Origin of the sequence: Variovorax sp. LjRoot175, from assembly GCF_964253805.1 — a bacterium.
Lineage (GTDB): Bacteria > Pseudomonadota > Gammaproteobacteria > Burkholderiales > Burkholderiaceae_C > Variovorax.
This window is the reverse complement of record NZ_CAXURY020000001.1, coordinates 3,513,643-3,530,493: the sequence shown is the minus strand read 5'-3', so window position 1 is coordinate 3,530,493 and position 16,851 is coordinate 3,513,643. Positions and strand designations below refer to the sequence as shown.

The 16,851-nt window shown below is 68.2% G+C and carries 23 protein-coding genes and 1 pseudogene; 12 read left to right on the top strand and 12 right to left on the bottom strand.

What is annotated here, in order from left to right; genetic code table 11:
• Positions 1-76: 76 nt before the first annotated feature.
• The 6 genes from hflK (at position 77) to ACSQ89_RS17510 (ending at position 5,829) form a co-directional block, all read left to right on the top strand.
• Complete coding sequence (gene hflK / locus ACSQ89_RS17535) at positions 77-1,414, top strand: FtsH protease activity modulator HflK (RefSeq protein WP_436292751.1); 1,338 nt, start codon at positions 77-79, stop codon at positions 1,412-1,414.
• A 10-nt stretch (positions 1,415-1,424) separates the two neighbouring features.
• On the top strand, positions 1,425-2,324 hold the full coding sequence (gene hflC, locus ACSQ89_RS17530; RefSeq protein ID WP_093108073.1) for a protease modulator HflC: 900 nt from the start codon (positions 1,425-1,427) through the stop codon (positions 2,322-2,324).
• A 94-nt stretch (positions 2,325-2,418) separates the two neighbouring features.
• Positions 2,419-2,607, top strand: a complete 189-nt coding sequence (locus ACSQ89_RS17525; protein ID WP_093108272.1) for a DUF2065 domain-containing protein — start codon at positions 2,419-2,421, stop codon at positions 2,605-2,607.
• 44 nt (positions 2,608-2,651) lie between these two features.
• Positions 2,652-3,803: an ATP phosphoribosyltransferase regulatory subunit gene (locus ACSQ89_RS17520; protein WP_436292752.1), complete on the top strand. Its 1,152-nt coding sequence runs from the start codon at positions 2,652-2,654 to the stop codon at positions 3,801-3,803.
• Between the two features lie 20 nt (positions 3,804-3,823).
• Positions 3,824-5,155, top strand: coding sequence for an adenylosuccinate synthase (locus ACSQ89_RS17515; RefSeq protein ID WP_436292753.1), 1,332 nt, complete (start codon positions 3,824-3,826; stop codon positions 5,153-5,155).
• 149 nt (positions 5,156-5,304) lie between these two features.
• On the top strand, positions 5,305-5,829 hold the full coding sequence (locus tag ACSQ89_RS17510; RefSeq protein ID WP_093108067.1) for a phosphoribosyltransferase: 525 nt from the start codon (positions 5,305-5,307) through the stop codon (positions 5,827-5,829).
• A 4-nt stretch (positions 5,830-5,833) separates the two neighbouring features.
• Here the strand turns inward: ACSQ89_RS17510 and ACSQ89_RS17505 are convergent, their stop codons facing one another.
• The 3 genes and pseudogenes from ACSQ89_RS17505 to ACSQ89_RS17495 all read right to left on the bottom strand — a co-directional run.
• The gene (locus ACSQ89_RS17505; protein WP_093108065.1) at positions 5,834-6,277 is read right to left on the bottom strand and encodes a VOC family protein; all 444 of its coding nucleotides are present in this window, start codon (positions 6,275-6,277) and stop codon (positions 5,834-5,836) included.
• A gap of 71 nt (positions 6,278-6,348) precedes the next feature.
• A complete protein-coding gene (locus ACSQ89_RS17500; protein WP_436292754.1) occupies positions 6,349-6,834 on the bottom strand; it encodes a helix-turn-helix domain-containing protein in 486 nt (161 codons plus the stop codon).
• Between the two features lie 43 nt (positions 6,835-6,877).
• Positions 6,878-7,099, bottom strand: a pseudogene (locus tag ACSQ89_RS17495) (AraC family transcriptional regulator); the annotation flags it as partial.
• Between the two features lie 108 nt (positions 7,100-7,207).
• Here ACSQ89_RS17495 and ACSQ89_RS17490 point away from each other — a divergent pair.
• The gene (locus ACSQ89_RS17490) at positions 7,208-8,401 is read left to right on the top strand and encodes a PLP-dependent transferase (RefSeq protein ID WP_093108063.1); all 1,194 of its coding nucleotides are present in this window, start codon (positions 7,208-7,210) and stop codon (positions 8,399-8,401) included.
• Positions 8,402-8,470: 69 nt separating this feature from the next.
• Positions 8,471-8,674, top strand: coding sequence for a hypothetical protein (locus tag ACSQ89_RS17485; protein WP_093108061.1), 204 nt, complete (start codon positions 8,471-8,473; stop codon positions 8,672-8,674).
• Positions 8,675-8,751: 77 nt separating this feature from the next.
• Here the strand turns inward: ACSQ89_RS17485 and ACSQ89_RS17480 are convergent, their stop codons facing one another.
• Complete coding sequence (locus ACSQ89_RS17480; protein WP_436292755.1) at positions 8,752-9,405, bottom strand: arylesterase; 654 nt, start codon at positions 9,403-9,405, stop codon at positions 8,752-8,754.
• Positions 9,406-9,421: 16 nt separating this feature from the next.
• Between ACSQ89_RS17480 and ACSQ89_RS17475 the strand changes: the two genes are divergently transcribed.
• Together ACSQ89_RS17475 and rlmB are read left to right on the top strand one after the other, a co-directional pair.
• A complete protein-coding gene (locus ACSQ89_RS17475; RefSeq protein ID WP_093108059.1) occupies positions 9,422-10,123 on the top strand; it encodes an ABC transporter ATP-binding protein in 702 nt (233 codons plus the stop codon).
• Positions 10,124-10,144: 21 nt separating this feature from the next.
• Positions 10,145-10,897 (top strand): 23S rRNA (guanosine(2251)-2'-O)-methyltransferase RlmB, encoded by a 753-nt coding sequence (rlmB, locus tag ACSQ89_RS17470; RefSeq protein WP_436292756.1) that lies wholly within the window; start codon positions 10,145-10,147, stop codon positions 10,895-10,897.
• A 15-nt stretch (positions 10,898-10,912) separates the two neighbouring features.
• On the opposite strand, the gene ACSQ89_RS17465 is transcribed toward rlmB, so the two are convergent.
• The 7 genes from ACSQ89_RS17465 to ACSQ89_RS17435 form a co-directional block, all read right to left on the bottom strand.
• The gene (locus tag ACSQ89_RS17465; RefSeq protein WP_436292757.1) at positions 10,913-11,224 is read right to left on the bottom strand and encodes a hypothetical protein; all 312 of its coding nucleotides are present in this window, start codon (positions 11,222-11,224) and stop codon (positions 10,913-10,915) included.
• Between the two features lie 65 nt (positions 11,225-11,289).
• A complete protein-coding gene (locus ACSQ89_RS17460) occupies positions 11,290-11,670 on the bottom strand; it encodes an Hsp20/alpha crystallin family protein (RefSeq protein WP_436292758.1) in 381 nt (126 codons plus the stop codon).
• A 14-nt stretch (positions 11,671-11,684) separates the two neighbouring features.
• Positions 11,685-12,122 carry an Hsp20/alpha crystallin family protein gene (locus ACSQ89_RS17455; RefSeq protein WP_093108051.1) on the bottom strand — a complete coding sequence of 146 codons (438 nt, stop codon included), beginning with the start codon at positions 12,120-12,122 and terminating at the stop codon, positions 11,685-11,687.
• Between the two features lie 120 nt (positions 12,123-12,242).
• Positions 12,243-12,413, bottom strand: coding sequence for a SoxR reducing system RseC family protein (locus ACSQ89_RS17450; protein WP_139191699.1), 171 nt, complete (start codon positions 12,411-12,413; stop codon positions 12,243-12,245).
• 91 nt (positions 12,414-12,504) lie between these two features.
• The gene (locus ACSQ89_RS17445; RefSeq protein WP_436292759.1) at positions 12,505-13,470 is read right to left on the bottom strand and encodes an aldo/keto reductase; all 966 of its coding nucleotides are present in this window, start codon (positions 13,468-13,470) and stop codon (positions 12,505-12,507) included.
• Between the two features lie 20 nt (positions 13,471-13,490).
• Positions 13,491-14,090: a chromate transporter gene (locus ACSQ89_RS17440; RefSeq protein ID WP_436292760.1), complete on the bottom strand. Its 600-nt coding sequence runs from the start codon at positions 14,088-14,090 to the stop codon at positions 13,491-13,493.
• Between the two features lie 79 nt (positions 14,091-14,169).
• Entirely contained in the window at positions 14,170-14,757 is a 588-nt protein-coding gene (locus ACSQ89_RS17435; protein WP_093108045.1) for a chromate transporter, read from the bottom strand.
• 77 nt (positions 14,758-14,834) lie between these two features.
• On the opposite strand from ACSQ89_RS17435, the gene ACSQ89_RS17430 reads away from it, so the two are divergent.
• Complete coding sequence (locus ACSQ89_RS17430; RefSeq protein ID WP_436292761.1) at positions 14,835-15,725, top strand: YihY/virulence factor BrkB family protein; 891 nt, start codon at positions 14,835-14,837, stop codon at positions 15,723-15,725.
• On the opposite strand, the gene ACSQ89_RS17425 is transcribed toward ACSQ89_RS17430, so the two are convergent.
• On the bottom strand, positions 15,722-16,267 hold the full coding sequence (locus ACSQ89_RS17425; RefSeq protein ID WP_436292762.1) for a DUF924 family protein: 546 nt from the start codon (positions 16,265-16,267) through the stop codon (positions 15,722-15,724). The genes ACSQ89_RS17430 and ACSQ89_RS17425 overlap by 4 nt on opposite strands.
• Positions 16,268-16,373: 106 nt before the next feature.
• Here ACSQ89_RS17425 and ACSQ89_RS17420 point away from each other — a divergent pair, with 106 nt between their 5' ends.
• Complete coding sequence (locus ACSQ89_RS17420) at positions 16,374-16,823, top strand: CHRD domain-containing protein (protein WP_436292763.1); 450 nt, start codon at positions 16,374-16,376, stop codon at positions 16,821-16,823.
• Positions 16,824-16,851: the final 28 nt, after the last annotated feature.

Below are 16,851 nucleotides of genomic sequence, written 5' to 3'. Positions count from 1 at the left end.
TTGGCACAATCCCCCCTCACTGACGAGAGAACAGAACCGAATGAATGCAAAGCCAGTGTGGAGACGATTTCAGGGCATGTTCAACCTGAACGACGGACGATGGGGCCGGGGCGATGAGCCCTCCTCGAACGGCGACCGTCCGAATGCGAACCGCCCCGACGACGAGCCGACGCCTCCGCCCGGCAACAACAATCGCCCGCGCGGCCAGGGCCCGAACCAGGGGCCGCCGGACCTCGACGAACTCTGGCGCGACTTCAACCGCAAGCTCGGCGGCCTGTTCGGCGGCCGCGGCAATGGCAACGGCGGGCGCCCGAACGGCGGCAACGGCGGTGGCCTCAAGCCCGACATGAAGAACGCGGGCGTCGGCCTGGGCCTGGTCGCCGCGGTCGCGGTTCTGATCTGGCTGGGCACCGGCTTCTTCATCGTCAACGAAGGCCAGCAGGCCGTGATCACGCAGTTCGGCCGCTACAAGGCAACCGTGGGCGCCGGCTTCAACTGGCGGCTGCCTTATCCGATCCAGCGCCACGAGCTCGTGGTCGTGACCCAGATCCGCTCCACCGACGTGGGGCGCGACACCATCGTGCGTTCCACCGGCCTGCGCGAATCGGCCATGCTGACCGAAGACGAGAACATCGTCGAGATCAAGTTCGCCGTGCAGTACCGCCTGAGCGATGCGCGCGCCTATCTCTACGAGAGCAAGACACCGGCCGACACCGTGGTGCAGGTCGCCGAAACGGCGGTGCGCGAAGTGGTCGGCAAGATGAAGATGGACGCGGCCCTCGCCGAGGAACGCGACCAGATCGCGCCGCGCGTGCGCGCCCTGATGCAGACCATCCTGGACCGCTACAAGGTCGGCGTCGAGGTCGTCGGCATCAACCTGCAGCAGGGCGGCGTGCGCCCGCCGGAGCAGGTGCAGGCCTCCTTCGACGACGTGCTCAAAGCCGGGCAGGAACGCGAACGCACCAAGAACGAAGCGCAGGCCTATGCCAACGACGTGGTGCCGCGTGCCACCGGTACCGCTTCGCGCCTGAAGGAGGAATCCGAGGCCTACAAGGCGCGGATCATCGCGCAGGCACAGGGCGATGCGCAGCGCTTCGCTTCGGTGCTGACCGAATACCAGAAGGCGCCGCAGGTCACCCGCGACCGCATGTACACCGACGCCATGCAGCAGATCTACGCCAGCACCACCAAGGTGCTGGTCGACTCCAAGCAGGGTACGAACCTGCTGTACCTGCCGCTCGACAAGCTGGTGCAGATGAGCGGCCAGAACGCCGCCGGCACTCCGGTCGACGGCGCCAGTCCCAACGTCGCCGGCACCGCGCCGCCGCAGTCGTCCGTGATTCCGGTCGTACCGCCTTCATCCGGCGACGCGCGTGCGCGCGACGGCCGCTCGCGTGACCGCGACGTGCGCTGAGGAAACACTCATGAACAGAATCGGATTCATCGCATCGTCGATCCTCGTGGTGCTCGCGCTCCTGAGCTCCACGCTCTTCGTGGTCGACCAGCGCCAGTTCGGCATCGTCTACGCCCTTGGTCAGATCAAGGAAGTGATCACCGAGCCGGGCCTGAACTTCAAGCTGCCGCCGCCGTTCCAGAACGTGTCGTACATCGACAAGCGCCTGCTCACGCTGTCCAGCCTCGACCCCGAGCCCATGCTCACGGCGGAGAAGCAGCGCGTGGTGGTCGACTGGTACGTGCGCTGGCGCATCACCAACCCGTCGGAGTACATCCGCAATGTCGGCCTGGACGAGAACGCTGGCGCCATGCAGCTCAACCGCGTGGTGCGCAACGCCTTCCAGGAAAACGTCAACAAGCGCACCGTGCGCGACCTGATCTCGGTGCGCCGCGAGGCCCTGATGGCCGACGTCCAGCGCGAAGTGCTGGCCGTGGTGAAGGGCGCCAAGCCCTGGGGCGTGGACATCATCGACGTGCGGATCACGCGGGTCGACTACGTCGAGGCGATCACCGAATCGGTCTACCGCCGCATGGAGGCCGAGCGCAAGCGCGTGGCCAACGAGCTGCGCTCGACCGGCTTCGCTGAAGGCGAAAAGATCCGTGCCGATGCCGACCGCCAGCGCGAGGTGATCGTGGCCAATGCGTACCGCGACGCGCAGAAGATCAAGGGCGAGGGCGATGCCAGCGCGGCATCTGCCTACGCCGGCGCCTTCGGCCGCGATCCGCAGTTCGCACAGTTCTATCGCAGCCTCGACGCCTACAAGCAGAGCTTCAACAAGAAGAGCGACGTGATGGTGCTGGACCCTTCGTCGGACTTCTTCCGCGCGATGCAGGGGTCGGGCGCGGCCGCGGCTGCTCCTCGTCGATAACCGTGACTGCCCCCCGGCTTGCCACTTCGTGTGCTTCGCCACCCCCCGAGGGGGAGGCTCGGCCGCCTTGGGGCGGCCCGGCGGCGACCCAGGCGTGAGCGCAGAAACCTTCTGGAGCGCACTGGCGCTCGTGCTGGTGATCGAAGGCCTCCTGCCCTTCTTTTCGCCGGGCAGCTGGCGGCGCGGCTTCAGCCAGCTCTTGCAGCTGCGCGACGGGCAGCTGCGCTTTTTCGGCCTGTGCAGCATCCTGCTGGGCCTCTTCCTGCTCTGGATTCTGGGGTGACCCGGGGCCGGTAGAATCCCGGTTTAACCACGCCCCCGATCCCCATGTCCGCCTGGGTCCTCCCGGATCACATTGCCGATGTGCTGCCTTCCGAGGCGCGCCACATCGAAGAACTTCGACGCCAGCTGCTCGATACCGCCCGTGGCTATGGCTACGAGCTGGTGATGCCGCCTCTGCTGGAGCACCTGGAATCCCTTCTTTCCGGCACCGGAGAGGCGCTCGACCTGCAGACCTTCAAGCTGGTCGACCAGCTGTCCGGGCGCAGCATGGGCCTGCGCGCCGACACCACGCCGCAGGTCGCGCGCATCGACGCGCACCTGCTCAACCGCCGCGGCGTGGCGCGGCTCTGCTACTGCGGCCCGGTGGTGCACACCCGGCCCGACCGCCCGCACGCGACGCGCGAGCCGCTCCAGTTCGGCGCCGAGATCTACGGCCATGCGGGGCTCGAAGCCGATACCGAGGTCCTGCGCCTCGGGCTCGATTGCCTGCACGCAGCCGGCGTGCAGGGCCCGGTCATCGTCGACCTGGCCGATGCGCGCATCGTGCGCGCGCTGTTCGCCGGCGTGCCGGTCGATGCGGCGGCCATCGCGCGCGTGCATGCGGCACTGGCGGCCAAGGACACGAGCACCCTGCGCGAACTCACGGAGGGCTTTCCCGCAGCGTCGCGCGAAGGTCTGCTCGCGCTCGTGCAGCTCTACGGCGATGCCTCGGTACTCGACGAGGCAGATCGCGTGCTCCCGGCCTCGGCCGGCGTGCGCGCAGCGCTGTCGGACCTGAAGCAGCTGGCGAGCCGGCTCGACGGCGCCCGCGTCAGCTTTGACCTGGCCGACCTGCGCGGCTACGCCTACTACAGCGGCATGCGCTTCGGCATCTACACCGACGGCGCCAGCGACGCGCTGGTGCGCGGCGGCCGCTACGACGAGGTGGGCGCCGTGTTCGGCCGCAACCGCCCGGCGGTCGGCTTCAGCCTCGACGTGCGCGAGCTGGTCGGCGTGCTGCCGGCGCGGCCGCTGCGGGCCGCGATCCGCGCGCCCTGGAGCGATGCCGCGGGCCTCGGCAAGACCATCGCCGAACTGCGCAGCCAGGGCGAGACCGTGGTCTGCGTGCTGCCCGGCCACGAAAGCGAAATCGACGAATTCCACTGCGACCGCGAGCTCGTCGAGCGCGACGGGCAGTGGCGCGTGCAAGCCATCTGAATCTTCTTAAGCGGAACATCATGAGCGTTACCACCGGACGAAACGTGGTCGTCGTCGGCACCCAATGGGGCGACGAGGGCAAGGGCAAACTGGTCGACTGGCTGACCGAGAGCGCGCAGGGCGTCGTGCGCTTCCAGGGCGGCCACAACGCGGGCCACACGCTGGTCATCAACGGCGTCAAGACCGCGCTGCACCTGATCCCGAGCGGCATCATGCGCCCCGGCGTCAAGTGCTACATCGGCAACGGCGTGGTGCTCTCGGCGGCCAAGCTGTTCGAGGAGATCGAAGGGCTGGAAAAGGCCGGCGTCGAGGTGCGATCGCGCCTGCGCATCAGCGAAGCCTGCCCGCTGATCCTGCCTTTCCATGCGGCGCTCGACATCGCGCGCGAGACCTACCGCGAGAAGGGCGGCGTCGAGAAGATCGGCACCACCGGCCGCGGCATCGGCCCGGCCTACGAGGACAAGATCGCGCGCCGCGCGCTGCGCGTGCAGGACCTGAAGCATCCCGAGCGCTTCGCCGCCAAGCTGCGCGTGCTGCTCGAGCTGCACAACCACGTGCTGACGCAAGTGCTGAGCGCGCCCGCGATCGAGTTCGATGCCGTCTACGACGAGGCGATGCGCCATGCCGAGCTGCTCAAGCCCATGATGGCCGACGTCTCGCGCGAGCTCAACGACGCGCACCGCGCCGGCGCCAACCTGCTGTTCGAAGGCGCGCAGGGCACCTTGCTCGACGTCGACCACGGCACCTATCCCTATGTGACCTCCAGCAACTGCGTGGCGGGCAATGCGGCCGCCGGCTCGGGCGTCGGTCCGGGCATGCTGCACTACGTGCTCGGGATCACCAAGGCCTACTGCACGCGCGTCGGCGGCGGGCCCTTCCCGACCGAGCTCGACTGGGCGACGCCGGGCACCGTCGGCTACCACCTGAGCACGGTCGGCGCCGAGAAGGGCGTGACCACCGGCCGAAGCCGCCGCTGCGGCTGGTTCGACGCGGCGCTGCTCAAGCGCTCGGCGCAGGTCAACGGCCTGAGCGGCCTGTGCATCACCAAGCTCGACGTGCTCGACGGCCTCGAGGAGTTGCAGCTGTGCACCGGCTACCAGCTCGACGGCGAGTACACCGACATCCTGCCGATGGGCGCCGACGAAATCGAGCGCTGCACGCCGGTCTACGAGAAGCTCGAGGGTTGGAGCGAGAGCACGGTGGGTATCACCCAGTACGACAAGCTGCCGGTCAACGCGAGGCTCTACCTGCAGCGCATCGAGCAGGTCACGGGCGTGCCGATCCACATGGTGTCGACCAGCCCGGACCGCGATCACACGATCATGATGCGCCACCCCTATCTCGCCGACTGAATGACGCACACCCCCAGGCTGCGCGCACTTCGTGTCGCTCCGCCAACCCCCTTGCAGGGGGCAACACCAGCGGGCCGGCAAAGCCGGTTCCGCGGTGTTTCCCGCGAAGACATCGAGACCCCTACCGAAGCAATGATGGAGAAGAGCGCATGTTGACCGAAGACGGCAAACACCTTTACGTGAGCTACGACGAGTACCACAACCTGATCGAGAAGCTCGCGATCAAGGTGCACCAGTCCGGCTGGGAGTTCGACACCATCCTGTGCCTGGCGCGCGGCGGCATGCGGCCGGGCGATGTGCTGTCGCGCATCTTCGACAAGCCGCTGGCGATCATGTCCACCAGCTCCTACCGCGCCGATGCCGGCACGATCCAGGGCCACCTGGACATCGCGCGCTACATCACCACGCCCAAGGGCGAGATCGCCGGCAAGGTGCTCTTGGTCGACGACCTCGCCGACTCGGGCTACACGCTGCATGCCGTGGTGGACATGCTCAGGACCAAGTACCCGCCGATCACCGAGCTGCGCAGCGCCGTGATCTGGACCAAGGCCTTGTCGACCTTCACGCCGGACTATTCGGTCGAGTTCCTGCAGACCAACCCATGGATCCATCAGCCTTTCGAAGGCTATGACTCCATGGGCGCCGGGAAGCTGCTGGAGAAGTGGTCCGTCTAAGGGCTCAGTCCGCTTTCAGCATCGCGGTGTAGCGCCGCTGCATCTCGTCGGTCGACACCTCCTCGATGCTGTGGCCGACGTTCCAGCGATGTCCGAAGGGATCGCGGAACGAGCCGGAGCGCTCGCCGTAGAACTGGTCCTGTATCGGGATCTCGAGCGTGGCGCCGGCCTTCAGCGCGCGCTCGATCACGGCGTCTGCATCGTCCACGTGCAGGTGGATGGTGACGGCGGTGGCGCCGATCGCCTTGGCGCCAAGGATGCCGTACTCCGGAAACTCGTCGCTGAGCATCAGCGTCGCGCCGTCGAAGTCGAGCTCGGCATGGCCGATGCGGCCGCCGGGCTCGGTCAGCCTGAACTTCTCGCGCGCGCCGAACACCTCGCCGTAGTAAGCGATCGCCGCCGCGGTGTCGTTCACGCAGAGGTAGGCAAACAGTTCGTGGGTGGCCATCGGAGTCTCCTGTGGGGTCTGGTCGCGATTCTGCGCATGCCGCACGCTATCCGTCTTGAAGGAAATTGACTTCAGGCGCGCACGTGATTCGGCGAAGCGGGCGCGGCTCGGGCATAGGCCTGCGGCGTCATGCCGGTGATCTCAAGGAAGTCGCGGTTGAAATGGGGCTGGTCACTGTAGCCGGCCTGCAGGGCGAGGTCGACCCAGGGCAGGGTGTGCGCGCCGGTCCATGCGGCCATCACGCGCTGGAAGCGCAGCACCCGTTCCAGGCGCTTGGGCGGGAGCCCGGCAGCGTCCCGGAACAGCGAGATGAAATGCCGGTGGCTGTAGCCGCTGGCTGCTACCAGTTCGCCGATGGGCGCGCCGCCGCCGAGCCGGGCCAGGGCCTGCGCGATGGCGGGGTGCATGGCTTGCGGGCGGGACCGCAGGCGCTCGGTCAGCAGGGCCTCGAAGACTTCCAGTTGCGCTTCGAGGGCGTCGGCCGCATGAATGCGTTCGAGGGCATGCGCGGCCGCTGTGCCCCAGAGCGCATCGAGCGGCGTGTGGCGCCAGTTCATGAGCGGGCAGGCCGAACAGCGCGCGGGCCGCGCCGGGCCGCAGCTGCGCACCCACAGAATGCGTGGCGCCCGACACGTCGCGCGCGTAGAAGGCCGAACGCGCGCCGCCCACGATCGCATAGCCCACCGTGTAACCAGTGCGGTCCTCGGCATCGGCGAACAGCCGCAGCGGCGGGCCGGAGAGCCGGAAGACCAGGTGCATGTCGCCGGTCGGCAGCACGTGTTCGCGCAGCGGCGTGTTCGACACCGTGGCGGCAGGCACCATCGCCCACATCGATCGGACGTAAGGCCGCAGCCAGGAGGCGGGAGCGCGCGTCAGCAGCATCGGGCCATTGTCCGGCACCCGGCTTTTCGCGTCGACTAGCATGGCGGCATGCGAAAGCCCATCACCGACCTGATCCACCATCCCTACACCCCGCCCGCGAAATTCGCCGCGCCCCTGCCCGGCGTGTTCAAGGCTTCCACCGTGTTCTTCGCCGACGTCGCGGCGATGCGCGCGCGCGACTGGAAGACCAAGGCCGGCTACACCTACGGGCTGCACGGCACGCCGACCACCTTCACGCTCGAGGAGCGGCTCGCCACGCTGGAAGGCGGCACCGAATGCCTGCTCGCGCCCAGCGGGCTGGCAGCCATCGCGCTGGTGGCCTTTGCCTTCCTGAAGACCGGCGACGAGGTGCTGATCCCCGACAACGCCTACGGCCCGAACAAGGCGCTGTGTAACGGCGAGCTGGCCAACTTCGGCATCACCCACAGGCTGTATGACGCGATGAATCCGGCCGACCTCGCGGCCAAGCTGTCGGATCGCACCAGGCTGGTCTGGGTCGAGGCCGCGGGTTCGGTCACGATGGAATTCCCGGACCTGCCGGCGCTCGTGGGCGCCTGCCGCGCGCGCGGCGTGATCACGGCGCTCGACAACACCTGGGGCGCCGGTCTCGCCTTTGCGCCCTTCGATTTCAACGGCAGCGGGCAGGGCGTCGACATCTCGGTCCAGGCGCTCACCAAGTACCCCAGCGGCGGCGGCGACGTGCTGATGGGCAGCGTCATCACCCGCGACGAGCGGCTGCACCGCGCGCTCAAGTTGAGCCACATGCGCATGGGCTTGGGCATCGGCGTCGGCGATGTCGAGACGCTGCTGCGTTCGCTGCCGAGCATCGCGCTGCGCTACCAGGCGCACGACCGCAGCGCGCGCGAACTCGCCATGTGGCTCGACGGCCGTGCAGAGATCGCGCAGGTGCTGCATCCGGCGCTCGAGGGCTCGCCGGGCCATGCGCACTGGCTGCGGCTGTGCGGCGCGAGCGACCTCGCGGCCGGCCTGTTCTCGGTGGTGTTCGATGCCCGCTACAGCGCCGAGCAGGTCGATCGTTTCTGTGACAGCCTGAAACTTTTTCGGCTTGGTTATTCCTGGGGCGGGCCGATCAGCCTGGTCGTGCCCTACGACATCGGCCTCATGCGCGATGCCAGCGTTGCGCGCTGGCCGCACAAGGGCACGCTGGTGCGCTTTTCAGTCGGGCTGGAGGACGTGGACGACCTGCGCGCCGACCTCGAACAGGCCCTCGCGGCCCTCTGAGGCGCGCCGGTTATCGCGTACAGTCGGACACGTGCAGTCATCGTGACTGCCTCGCCTCAAGGAGAAGCAGTGGCAACACCCAATTACGGCTACGAGAAGCGCCAGAAGGAGTTGGCCAAGAAAAAGAAGAAGGAAGACAAGCTGCGGGAAAAGGCCGCCCGCAAGCTCAGCCCGAGCAGCGAAGGCCTGGCCCAGGGCGATCCGGAAACCGATGTGGCCTCGCTGGAGCACGATCCGCCCACCATCCCGAATCTGCCGACCAAGAACGGCTGATCCGTTCGACCCGGATTCACGGTACCCACGAAAAAGCCGCCGCGGGCAGGGCCTGCGGCGGCTTTTTCCTTTTCAGGTCACATGCCGGCGAGCAGCTTGCGCAACGCCGGCCACACGTTGTCCAGCATGCGCGGCTGGGCCGCGGCCGTCGGATGGATGCGGTCGGCCTGGAACAGGCCCGCCGCGTCGGGGCCGTCCGCCACGCCCTTCAGCAGAAAAGGCACGAGCGCAGCCTTGGTGCTGCCCGCCACCTTGGTGAAGACCGCTTCGAAGCGCCGCGTGTAGTCACGGCCGTAGTTGGGAGGCACCTGGATGCCGACGATCAGCACCTGCGCGCCGGCGGCCTGCGCCGCCTTGGTCATCTGCGTCAGGTTGTCTTCGGTGCTGGCGAGCGGCAGGCCGCGCAGCGCGTCGTTGGCGCCCAGCTCCAGCACCATGTGCGTCGGCTTGTGCTGCGCGAGCAGGCCCGCCAGCCGGGCGCGGCCGCCGGCCGTGGTGTCGCCGCTGATGCTGGCATTGATCACGGTCGCGGCGATCTTCTGTTCGGCCAGCCGCTTCTCCAGCAGCGGGACCCAGCCCTCGCCGCGCTTGAGGCCGTATTCGGCGGAAAGCGAGTCGCCGACGACGAGAATCACGGGCTTCCTGCCGGCCGCGGGCTGGGCCTGGGCATGGAGCCATGACCCCGCACTGCCGGCGAGCGCACCGGTCAAGATAAAGTGACGTCGATTCACCACGCGAAACCTTTCAATGTCCAGTACCCGATCCGAAGCAATTGTTGCCGTCGAACATGTTTTCAAGTCTGTCACCGACTCCGCCGGCACGCTGGACATTCTGCAGGACATCGACTTCACGCTGGGCGCCCGGGAGACGGCCGCCATCGTCGGCGCTTCGGGCTCGGGCAAGAGCACGCTGCTGTCGATCGTCGCCGGCCTCGACACACCCACCCGCGGCACGGTGAGGCTCGCGGGCGAAGACCTGTTCGCGATCGACGAGGACGAGCGCGCCGCGCTGCGCGCCCGCAAGGTCGGCTTCGTGTTCCAGAGCTTCCAGCTGCTCGGCAACCTGAGCGCGCTCGAGAACGTGATGCTGCCGCTCGAACTGGCCGACCGCCGCGACGCACGCAAGGCCGCCACCGAGATGCTCGGCCGCGTCGGCCTCGGCCAGCGCCTGGGCCACTATCCCAAGGTGCTTTCGGGCGGCGAGCAGCAGCGCGTGGCGCTGGCCCGCGCCTTCGTCGTGCAGCCGGCGCTGCTCCTGGCCGACGAGCCCACCGGCAGCCTCGACTTCGCGACCGGCGAGCAGGTGATGCGGCTGATGTTCGACCTCAACCGCGAGCTCGGCACCACGCTCGTGCTCGTGACGCACGACCGCGGCATCGCCGCGCAGTGCGAGCGCCGCATCACGATCGAGGCCGGGCGCGTGGTCCCCGGGGACGAAAACGGGGTCTGAACCCGGCTCGATAATCCCCACATGTCTTCCCCCAAAGTGATCTTCGGCTTCCATGCCGTGGGCGTGCGCATCAAGACCGCGCCCAAATCGGTGATCGAGGTGCTGTTCGATGCCAGCCGGCGCGATGCGCGCATGCGGCAGTTCGTCGCCCGGGCCCAGGAGGCCGGCGTGCGGCTGGTCGAGGCCGACGGCCTGCGCCTGGCCAAGCTCAGCGGCAGCCACGGCCACCAGGGCGTGGCTGCGCGCGTGGAGCCGATCCCGCAGACCCATTCGCTCGACGAATTGCTCGAAGGCCTCGAGGCGGCCGGCACCGTGCCCTTGCTGCTGGTGCTCGACGGCGTCACCGACCCGCACAACCTGGGTGCCTGCCTGCGGGTGGCCGACGGCGCGGGCGCGCAGGCGGTGATCGCCCCCAAGGACCATGCGGCCGGCATCAACGCCACCGTGGCCAAGGTGGCGAGCGGCGCGGCCGAGACGGTGCCGTACTTCATGGTGACCAACCTCGCGCGCACGCTGGGCGAACTCAAGGAACGCAACATCTGGTGTGTCGGCACCAGCGACGACGCGCCGGGCACGCTCTACCAGAGCGACCTGAGGCGCCCGCTCGCGCTTGTGCTGGGCGCCGAGGGCGAGGGCATGCGGCAGCTCACGCGCAAGACCTGCGACGAGCTGGTGAGCATTCCGATGGCCGGTGCGGTAGAGAGCCTCAATGTCTCGGTCGCGAGCGGGGTGTGCCTCTACGAAGCGATGCGGCAGCGCAGCCTCGCGGCTTAGGGGCCCGTTCAGGCCCTAAAGGCTGACGAAGCCGGTGTTGCCGGTGTGGTCGCGGGAACTCCAGTCGTCGACCCAATCCCTGGCCTTGCGTTCCAAGGCGTCGCAGGCCTGCGCATCGTCCTCAAAGCGGCCCGACAGCGCAACGCGGCACAGGTGGGCTCCTTCTCGCCACAGATCGGCATGTCCGGCCGTCTGACCATCGACCCCCAGGGCACTCAGGCAGACGCGAATCTCCCAGTCCGCATAGACGAAGCGTTTGACTTCGCCGTCTTCATTCATGATTTCCTCGCTCAAGGTCTTTTTGTTCCGATGGCCGAATTGATCCATGCGGAAGCTTAAACCTTCCGCATGGGCCTACTTTGCACTTTGACCGCCGGGGGCGGTCCGAGCGCTCAGGCTACCTTGACGTCGATGCGCCGCGGCTGCGCCTGTTCCACCTTGGGGATGCGCAGCGTCAGTACGCCGTTGGCCAGCTCGGCCGAGACCCTCTCGGTGTCGAGCTCCTTGCTCAGCGTGAAGACGCGGTGGAAGCGCGCGAGGCCGACCTCGGCGTGGCTCGATTGCAGGCCTTCGGGGACGGCCAGGTCCGACTCGGCGTCGATGGTGAGCGTGTCGGACTCCACCTGGAGCCGCAGCTTGTCCTTGGAGACGCCGGGCAGATCGGCATAGAGCGTGATGCCGGTGCTGTCCTCCACCACGTCCACCGGCGGCGTGAGCGCCGCCTCGCCGTAGCCCGCCTTGTCCTTGCGGGCGAGGGTGTCAAGCTCGTTCATGGCAAGTGCTCCTTTCATTGGATGGCGATGCGACGGGGCTGCGCGGAAGCGCGCCGCTGGATCGTGATGTGCAAGATGCCGTCGCGGTACTTGGCGTCGACGGCGTCGGGGTCTGCGTCTTCCGGCAGCGTGAGAACGCGGCGGAAGCTGCCCGCAAAACGCTCGTGGATGTGCACGGTGGAAGGCGAGTCGTCTTCCGGCAGCAACGACTTGCGCTCGCCGGCAATGGTCAGCAAGCCACGGTCGAGCTGGACCTCGAGCGTGGCCGGATCAATGCCGGGGGCGAAGGCGTAGATTTCTACCGTTTGCGGCGTGCCGCCGACGTTCAGGGCCGGGAAACCGCCGCGGCCCAAACCTCGGATGCTCGGAGACAGATCGAAGGCCTGCTGCATTTCGCGTTGCAGGCGATCCATCTCGGCGAACAGATCGCGTGGGAACAGGGATCGATACATGGCGAAACCTCCATTTGGCTGAAGAGACAAACGGAGCGCCGGAGACGCCTCCGGCGCTTCCGGTCAAGAAGTAGGACCGGCCCGCGCGGATTTCAAGAGCGGGGCAGCGCTAAAAAAAGCTCAGGAAGGATCCTTGCTGCGCGTGCGCCCCACGGCGGTGAAGATGCCGATGCCGAGCAGGATGAGCGCGCCGATGCCGATGTAGAGCGTCGGCACGCCGGCCACCGAGGCGCCCCAGGCCACGCCGGCCAGGAAGATCAGAAAACCGATCAGGTAGAGCGCAAAGGACATGGTTCTCTCTCCGATGTTTGGATCGAGCCAGTGTGTCCGGGGAATCGGCCAGGCACGGCGGCTGGTGCCGCCAATGCGTGTGGGAGGGTGCCTACCGCGCCGTGGTCTCGGCGCTCGCGGCGTCGAGCGCGGCGATGGTTTCGGCATCGAGCGCAAGGCCGGCCGCGGCCACCAACTCGTCGAGCTGCTTCTGCGAAGTGGCGCTCGCGATGGGTGCCGTGATGGAGGGGCGCGCGATCTGCCAGGCGATCGCGACCTGGCCCGGCGTCGCGCCATGTGCCTTGGCCGCCGCATCGAGCGCGGCCAGGATGCGCAGGCCGCGCGGGTTGAGGTACTTCTTCGTGGTGTTCGCGCCGCGCGCGCTCTTGGCGGCGTCGGCCTCGCTGCGGTACTTGCCCGTGAGGAAGCCGGCCGCGAGCGCGTAGAAGTTGATCACGCCGACGCCGCGTTCGAGGCACAGTGGTTCCAGCGCGTCCTCGAACACGGCGCGGTCGTAGAGGTTGTAGAGCGGCTGCAGGCTCTCGTAGCGCGGTAGGCCTTCGCGCTCGGCGACGTCGAGCGCGTCCGCCAGCCGCGGCGCGCTGTAGTTCGAGGCGCCGATGGCGCGCACCTTGCCGGCCTTGATCAGGTCGGCGAAGGCGCCGAGCGTGTCGGCCAGCGGCGTCTCGGCATCGTCGTCGTGCGACTGGTAGAGGTCGATGTGGTCGGTCTTGAGGCGCTTGAGCGACGCATCGACCGCCTCGCGGATGTAGGCCGGCGAAAGCCCCTTCTTGCCTTCGCCCATCGGCTTGCCGACCTTGGTCGCGAGCACCACGCGGTTGCGCTTGCCGGTCTGGCGCAGCCACTTGCCGATGATGGTTTCCGATTCGCCGCCGCTGTGGCCCGGCACCCAGCTCGAGTAGACGTCGGCGGTGTCGACGAAGTTGAAGCCGGCGTCGAGCCAAGCATCGAGCAGCCGGAAAGAGAGCGCCTCGTCGACGGTCCAGCCGAAGACGTTGCCGCCGAAGGCGAGCGGCGAGACCTGGAGGCCGGAGCGGCCGAGGGGGCGAAGTTGCATGGGATGCTTTCCTTGAAGACTCAGACGAAGCCCAGCGCGCCCAGCAGCGCCCCGGCACCGAGCAGCCAGAGCAGATGGATGCGGGTGCGCCAGACGATAAATGCTGCCACGCCGGTCAGCAGCCAGAGGTGCCAGGCGGGCGCACCGCCGCCATGGTTACCGGCGGCGAGCACCCAGCCGGTCGCGATCAGCAGGCCCACCACCACCGGCGCCATGCCCTGCTTGAAGGCGCGCACCTCGCGCCGCGTGCGGTTGCGATGGCCCCAGCGCGTCGCGACGTAGGTCAGCGTGGTGCTCGGCAGCATGATGCCGACCATCGTGATCGCGAGTCCGAGCAGGCCGAGCCCCCAGGCCTGCGGGCCGGCGCCGATGCCGCCGCCGGCATTGAGGCCCACGTTCCACCCCATCAGCGCCACGAAGAGCACGTTGGGCCCCGGCGCGGCCTGCGCGATCGCGACCGAGGAGCTGAACTGCGCGTCGCTGAGCCAGCCGTGCTGCGCGACCAGGTAACGGTGCATGTCGGGCACGGTGGTGATGGCGCCGCTGATCGAGAGCAGCGAGAGCAGCAGGTACTGGCCGAAAAGGGCCAGCCAGTCGTGCCAGTGCATGGCAATGGTCATGTGGCCCCCACGCTCGGCACTGGCGTGTGCTCGCTGCCCCCCGAGGGGGCTCTCGCATCTTGGGGCGGCCCGGCGATGCTCATGGTCCGATCTTTCGCCAGGTCCACACGCACGCCACGCCGCCCACCGCCAGCAGCACCCATCCGAGCGGAATGCGCGCGAACGCGATGGCAGCGAAGACCAGGGCCACGAAGCCCAGGCAGGCGCCGAAGCCGAGCGGATGCCGGCGCAGCGCCGGGATCAGCTTGATACCGGTGGCGGCGATCAGCCCGCCGGCCACCGCGCCCATGCCGCGCAAGGCGCCGGCGACCTGCGGGTTGCCGGCGTAGTGGGCGTAGAGCACGGCCAGCGCGAGGATCACGACCAGCGGCACGGTCAGCATGCCGGCCACCGCGGCCACGGCGCCGCGCAGGCCGAAGTAGCGGTCGCCGATCATCAGCGCCAGGTTGATCACGTTCGGCCCCGGCAGCACCTGGGCGACTGCCCAGTCCTCGAGGAATTCGTCGGCCGTGAGCCAGCGCTTCTTCTCGACCATCTCGCGCTGCACGATCGCGAGCACGCCGCCGAAGCCCTGCAATGCGAGCCAGGTGAACGAAACGAAGAGGTCGCGGGCGGATCGGGGTTGCGGGCGGTCGGGTGCCGCCGCATCGGTAGGGGCCGGGTGCATCGCGCTCGATTATCGGGGCAGGTCGGGCGGGCCGTTTGCCGACACGCCGGCGCTGCGCATGCTGCGACACTCGCGCCATGCAGCCGCGCGAACTCTTCGATCTCTGCAAGCAGGCCCTCATGTCCTGGAAGGCCGACTACGCGCCGAGCATGGGCGCGGCACTGGCCTACTACACGGTGTTCTCGGTGGCGCCCCTGCTGCTGATCGTGATCTCGGTGGCCGGCCTGGTGTTCGGCCAGGAAGCGGCGCGCGGCGAGATCATGACGCAGCTCTCGGGCCTCATGGGCGAGCAGGGCGCGCGGGCGGTGCAGGGCATGCTGGAGGCCGTCAACAAGCCGAAGGAAGGCATCATCGCCACCGTGATCGGCATCGCCTTGCTGGTGATCGGCGCGACCACGGTGTTCGGCGAACTGCAGGATGCGCTCGACCGCATCTGGCGCGCCCCCGCGCGCGACGAGAGCAGCGGTCTCTTGAGCCTGCTGCGGGTGCGCCTGCTGTCCTTCGGCATGATCATGGGGATTGGCTTCCTGCTGATGGTGTCGCTGGTGGCCAGCGCGGCGCTGGCGGCGCTCAGCAAGTGGTGGGCACCGGTCTTCGGCGGCTGGGCGACGCTCGCGCAGGCGGTCAACTTCGTCTTCAGCTTCGCGATGGTGACGGTCGGCTTCGCGATGATCTACAAGATCATGCCGCGCGTGCGCGTGCAATGGCGCGACGTGTGGGTGGGGGCCGCGGTCACGGCGCTGCTGTTCACCGTGGGCAAGCACCTGATCGGCCTGTACATCGGCAAGAGCAGCGTGGCCTCGGGCTACGGCGCCGCGGGTTCGCTGGTGGTGGTGCTGGTGTGGGTCTACTACTCGGCGCAGATCTTCCTGCTCGGCGCCGAGTTCACCTGGGTCTACGCGCACAAGTACGGATCGCTGCGCGGCGTCGCGCGCCCCGATGCGCCTTCGTCGCCGACGCGAGCCTAGCCCGCAAAGCCGCCCTCATCGAGGAACGTCTGCTCCTCCGGCGTGGTCTCGCGGCCCAGCGCCTTGTTGCGATGGGGAAAGCGGCCGAAGCGCGCAATGATGTCCCGGTGCAGCACCGCGTAGCGCTGCGTGTTGGCGTCGAGCGCGGCATTCAGTTCGACGGAGCGCTCCTGGTCCTGGAGCGATTCCGAATGCATGAAGGGCAGGTAGAAGAAGGGCCGCAGCGCGGCTTCGACCTGCCGGTCCAGGCCGGCCTCGATCGCCGTACCCGCGATGGCGCGCGCCTTGCCGTCGGTGGCGAACATGTGGGCGCTGTTGCGCCACGCGTTGCGCGGGAACTGGTCGAGCAGCACCATGAGGGCGAGCGCGCCTTCGGCATCGGCTGCCCAGGCGTCGAGCGCGCCGGTGGCGGCGGCATGGTGGGCGGCTTCGAAGCGCGACTTGAATTCGGCATCGAAGGCCTCGTCCTTGGCGAACCAGCGCTTCGGTCCTGCCTCGGTCCAGAAGGTCGCGACATCGTGGGCTGTAGGCAGGGATTTCATGGGCTCGATGATGCCATCGGGTGCCCCGAAGTCGGGCTCGTGGCCGACACGCTGCGCGCCGGGCGCTGTCTATGCTGGGTGCTCTTGAAACTGACGGAGATTCGCAATGAACAAATATGGCACCCTCTTGCGCATGGCCCTCGTGGCTGGCGCCGCGACCGCGATACTCGCGGGCTGCGGAATGATGTCGAAGTCCAGCACGGCGAGCTTCAGCGGCAGCATGAACGCGGCCAGCCAGGTGCCGCCCAACATGACGCGCGGCAGCGGCCTGGCCGAGGCCTGGCTGAACAAGGACACCAATGTCCTCAAGTACAAGATCGTCTATACCGGCTTGAGCGGTCCGGCCACCGGGGCGCACTTCCACGGTCCGGCCGCCGCCGGCGCCAATGCCGGCATCGTGCTGCCCTTCGCGAGTCCGGCCAGCCCGATCGAGGGCCAGGCCACGCTGACGCCGGCCCAGGCCGCCGACCTCATGGCCGGCAAGTGGTACGCCAACATCCACACGGCGGCCAATCCTGGCGGCGAAATCCGCGGGCAGATGCTGCCGAAGATGTAGCCCTGCGAGCCGCGGCGGCGGTGCGCAT

What these genes read in the sequence shown, in the direction of transcription:
- hflK (WP_436292751.1), top strand. Translation starts at nt 77, where the DNA reads ATGTTCAACCTGAACGACGGACGATGGGGCCGGGGCGATGAGCCCTCC.
- hflC (WP_093108073.1), top strand. Translation starts at nt 1,425, where the DNA reads ATGAACAGAATCGGATTCATCGCATCGTCGATCCTCGTGGTGCTCGCG.
- ACSQ89_RS17520 (WP_436292752.1), top strand. Translation starts at nt 2,652, where the DNA reads ATGTCCGCCTGGGTCCTCCCGGATCACATTGCCGATGTGCTGCCTTCC.
- ACSQ89_RS17515 (WP_436292753.1), top strand. Translation starts at nt 3,824, where the DNA reads ATGAGCGTTACCACCGGACGAAACGTGGTCGTCGTCGGCACCCAATGG.
- ACSQ89_RS17510 (WP_093108067.1), top strand. Translation starts at nt 5,305, where the DNA reads ATGTTGACCGAAGACGGCAAACACCTTTACGTGAGCTACGACGAGTAC.
- ACSQ89_RS17505 (WP_093108065.1), bottom strand. Translation starts at nt 6,277, where the DNA reads ATGGCCACCCACGAACTGTTTGCCTACCTCTGCGTGAACGACACCGCG.
- ACSQ89_RS17500 (WP_436292754.1), bottom strand. Translation starts at nt 6,834, where the DNA reads ATGAACTGGCGCCACACGCCGCTCGATGCGCTCTGGGGCACAGCGGCC.
- ACSQ89_RS17490 (WP_093108063.1), top strand. Translation starts at nt 7,208, where the DNA reads ATGCGAAAGCCCATCACCGACCTGATCCACCATCCCTACACCCCGCCC.
- ACSQ89_RS17475 (WP_093108059.1), top strand. Translation starts at nt 9,422, where the DNA reads ATGTCCAGTACCCGATCCGAAGCAATTGTTGCCGTCGAACATGTTTTC.
- rlmB (WP_436292756.1), top strand. Translation starts at nt 10,145, where the DNA reads ATGTCTTCCCCCAAAGTGATCTTCGGCTTCCATGCCGTGGGCGTGCGC.
- ACSQ89_RS17465 (WP_436292757.1), bottom strand. Translation starts at nt 11,224, where the DNA reads ATGGATCAATTCGGCCATCGGAACAAAAAGACCTTGAGCGAGGAAATC.
- ACSQ89_RS17460 (WP_436292758.1), bottom strand. Translation starts at nt 11,670, where the DNA reads ATGAACGAGCTTGACACCCTCGCCCGCAAGGACAAGGCGGGCTACGGC.
- ACSQ89_RS17455 (WP_093108051.1), bottom strand. Translation starts at nt 12,122, where the DNA reads ATGTATCGATCCCTGTTCCCACGCGATCTGTTCGCCGAGATGGATCGC.
- ACSQ89_RS17450 (WP_139191699.1), bottom strand. Translation starts at nt 12,413, where the DNA reads ATGTCCTTTGCGCTCTACCTGATCGGTTTTCTGATCTTCCTGGCCGGC.
- ACSQ89_RS17445 (WP_436292759.1), bottom strand. Translation starts at nt 13,470, where the DNA reads ATGCAACTTCGCCCCCTCGGCCGCTCCGGCCTCCAGGTCTCGCCGCTC.
- ACSQ89_RS17440 (WP_436292760.1), bottom strand. Translation starts at nt 14,090, where the DNA reads ATGACCATTGCCATGCACTGGCACGACTGGCTGGCCCTTTTCGGCCAG.
- ACSQ89_RS17435 (WP_093108045.1), bottom strand. Translation starts at nt 14,757, where the DNA reads ATGCACCCGGCCCCTACCGATGCGGCGGCACCCGACCGCCCGCAACCC.
- ACSQ89_RS17430 (WP_436292761.1), top strand. Translation starts at nt 14,835, where the DNA reads ATGCAGCCGCGCGAACTCTTCGATCTCTGCAAGCAGGCCCTCATGTCC.
- ACSQ89_RS17425 (WP_436292762.1), bottom strand. Translation starts at nt 16,267, where the DNA reads ATGAAATCCCTGCCTACAGCCCACGATGTCGCGACCTTCTGGACCGAG.
- ACSQ89_RS17420 (WP_436292763.1), top strand. Translation starts at nt 16,374, where the DNA reads ATGAACAAATATGGCACCCTCTTGCGCATGGCCCTCGTGGCTGGCGCC.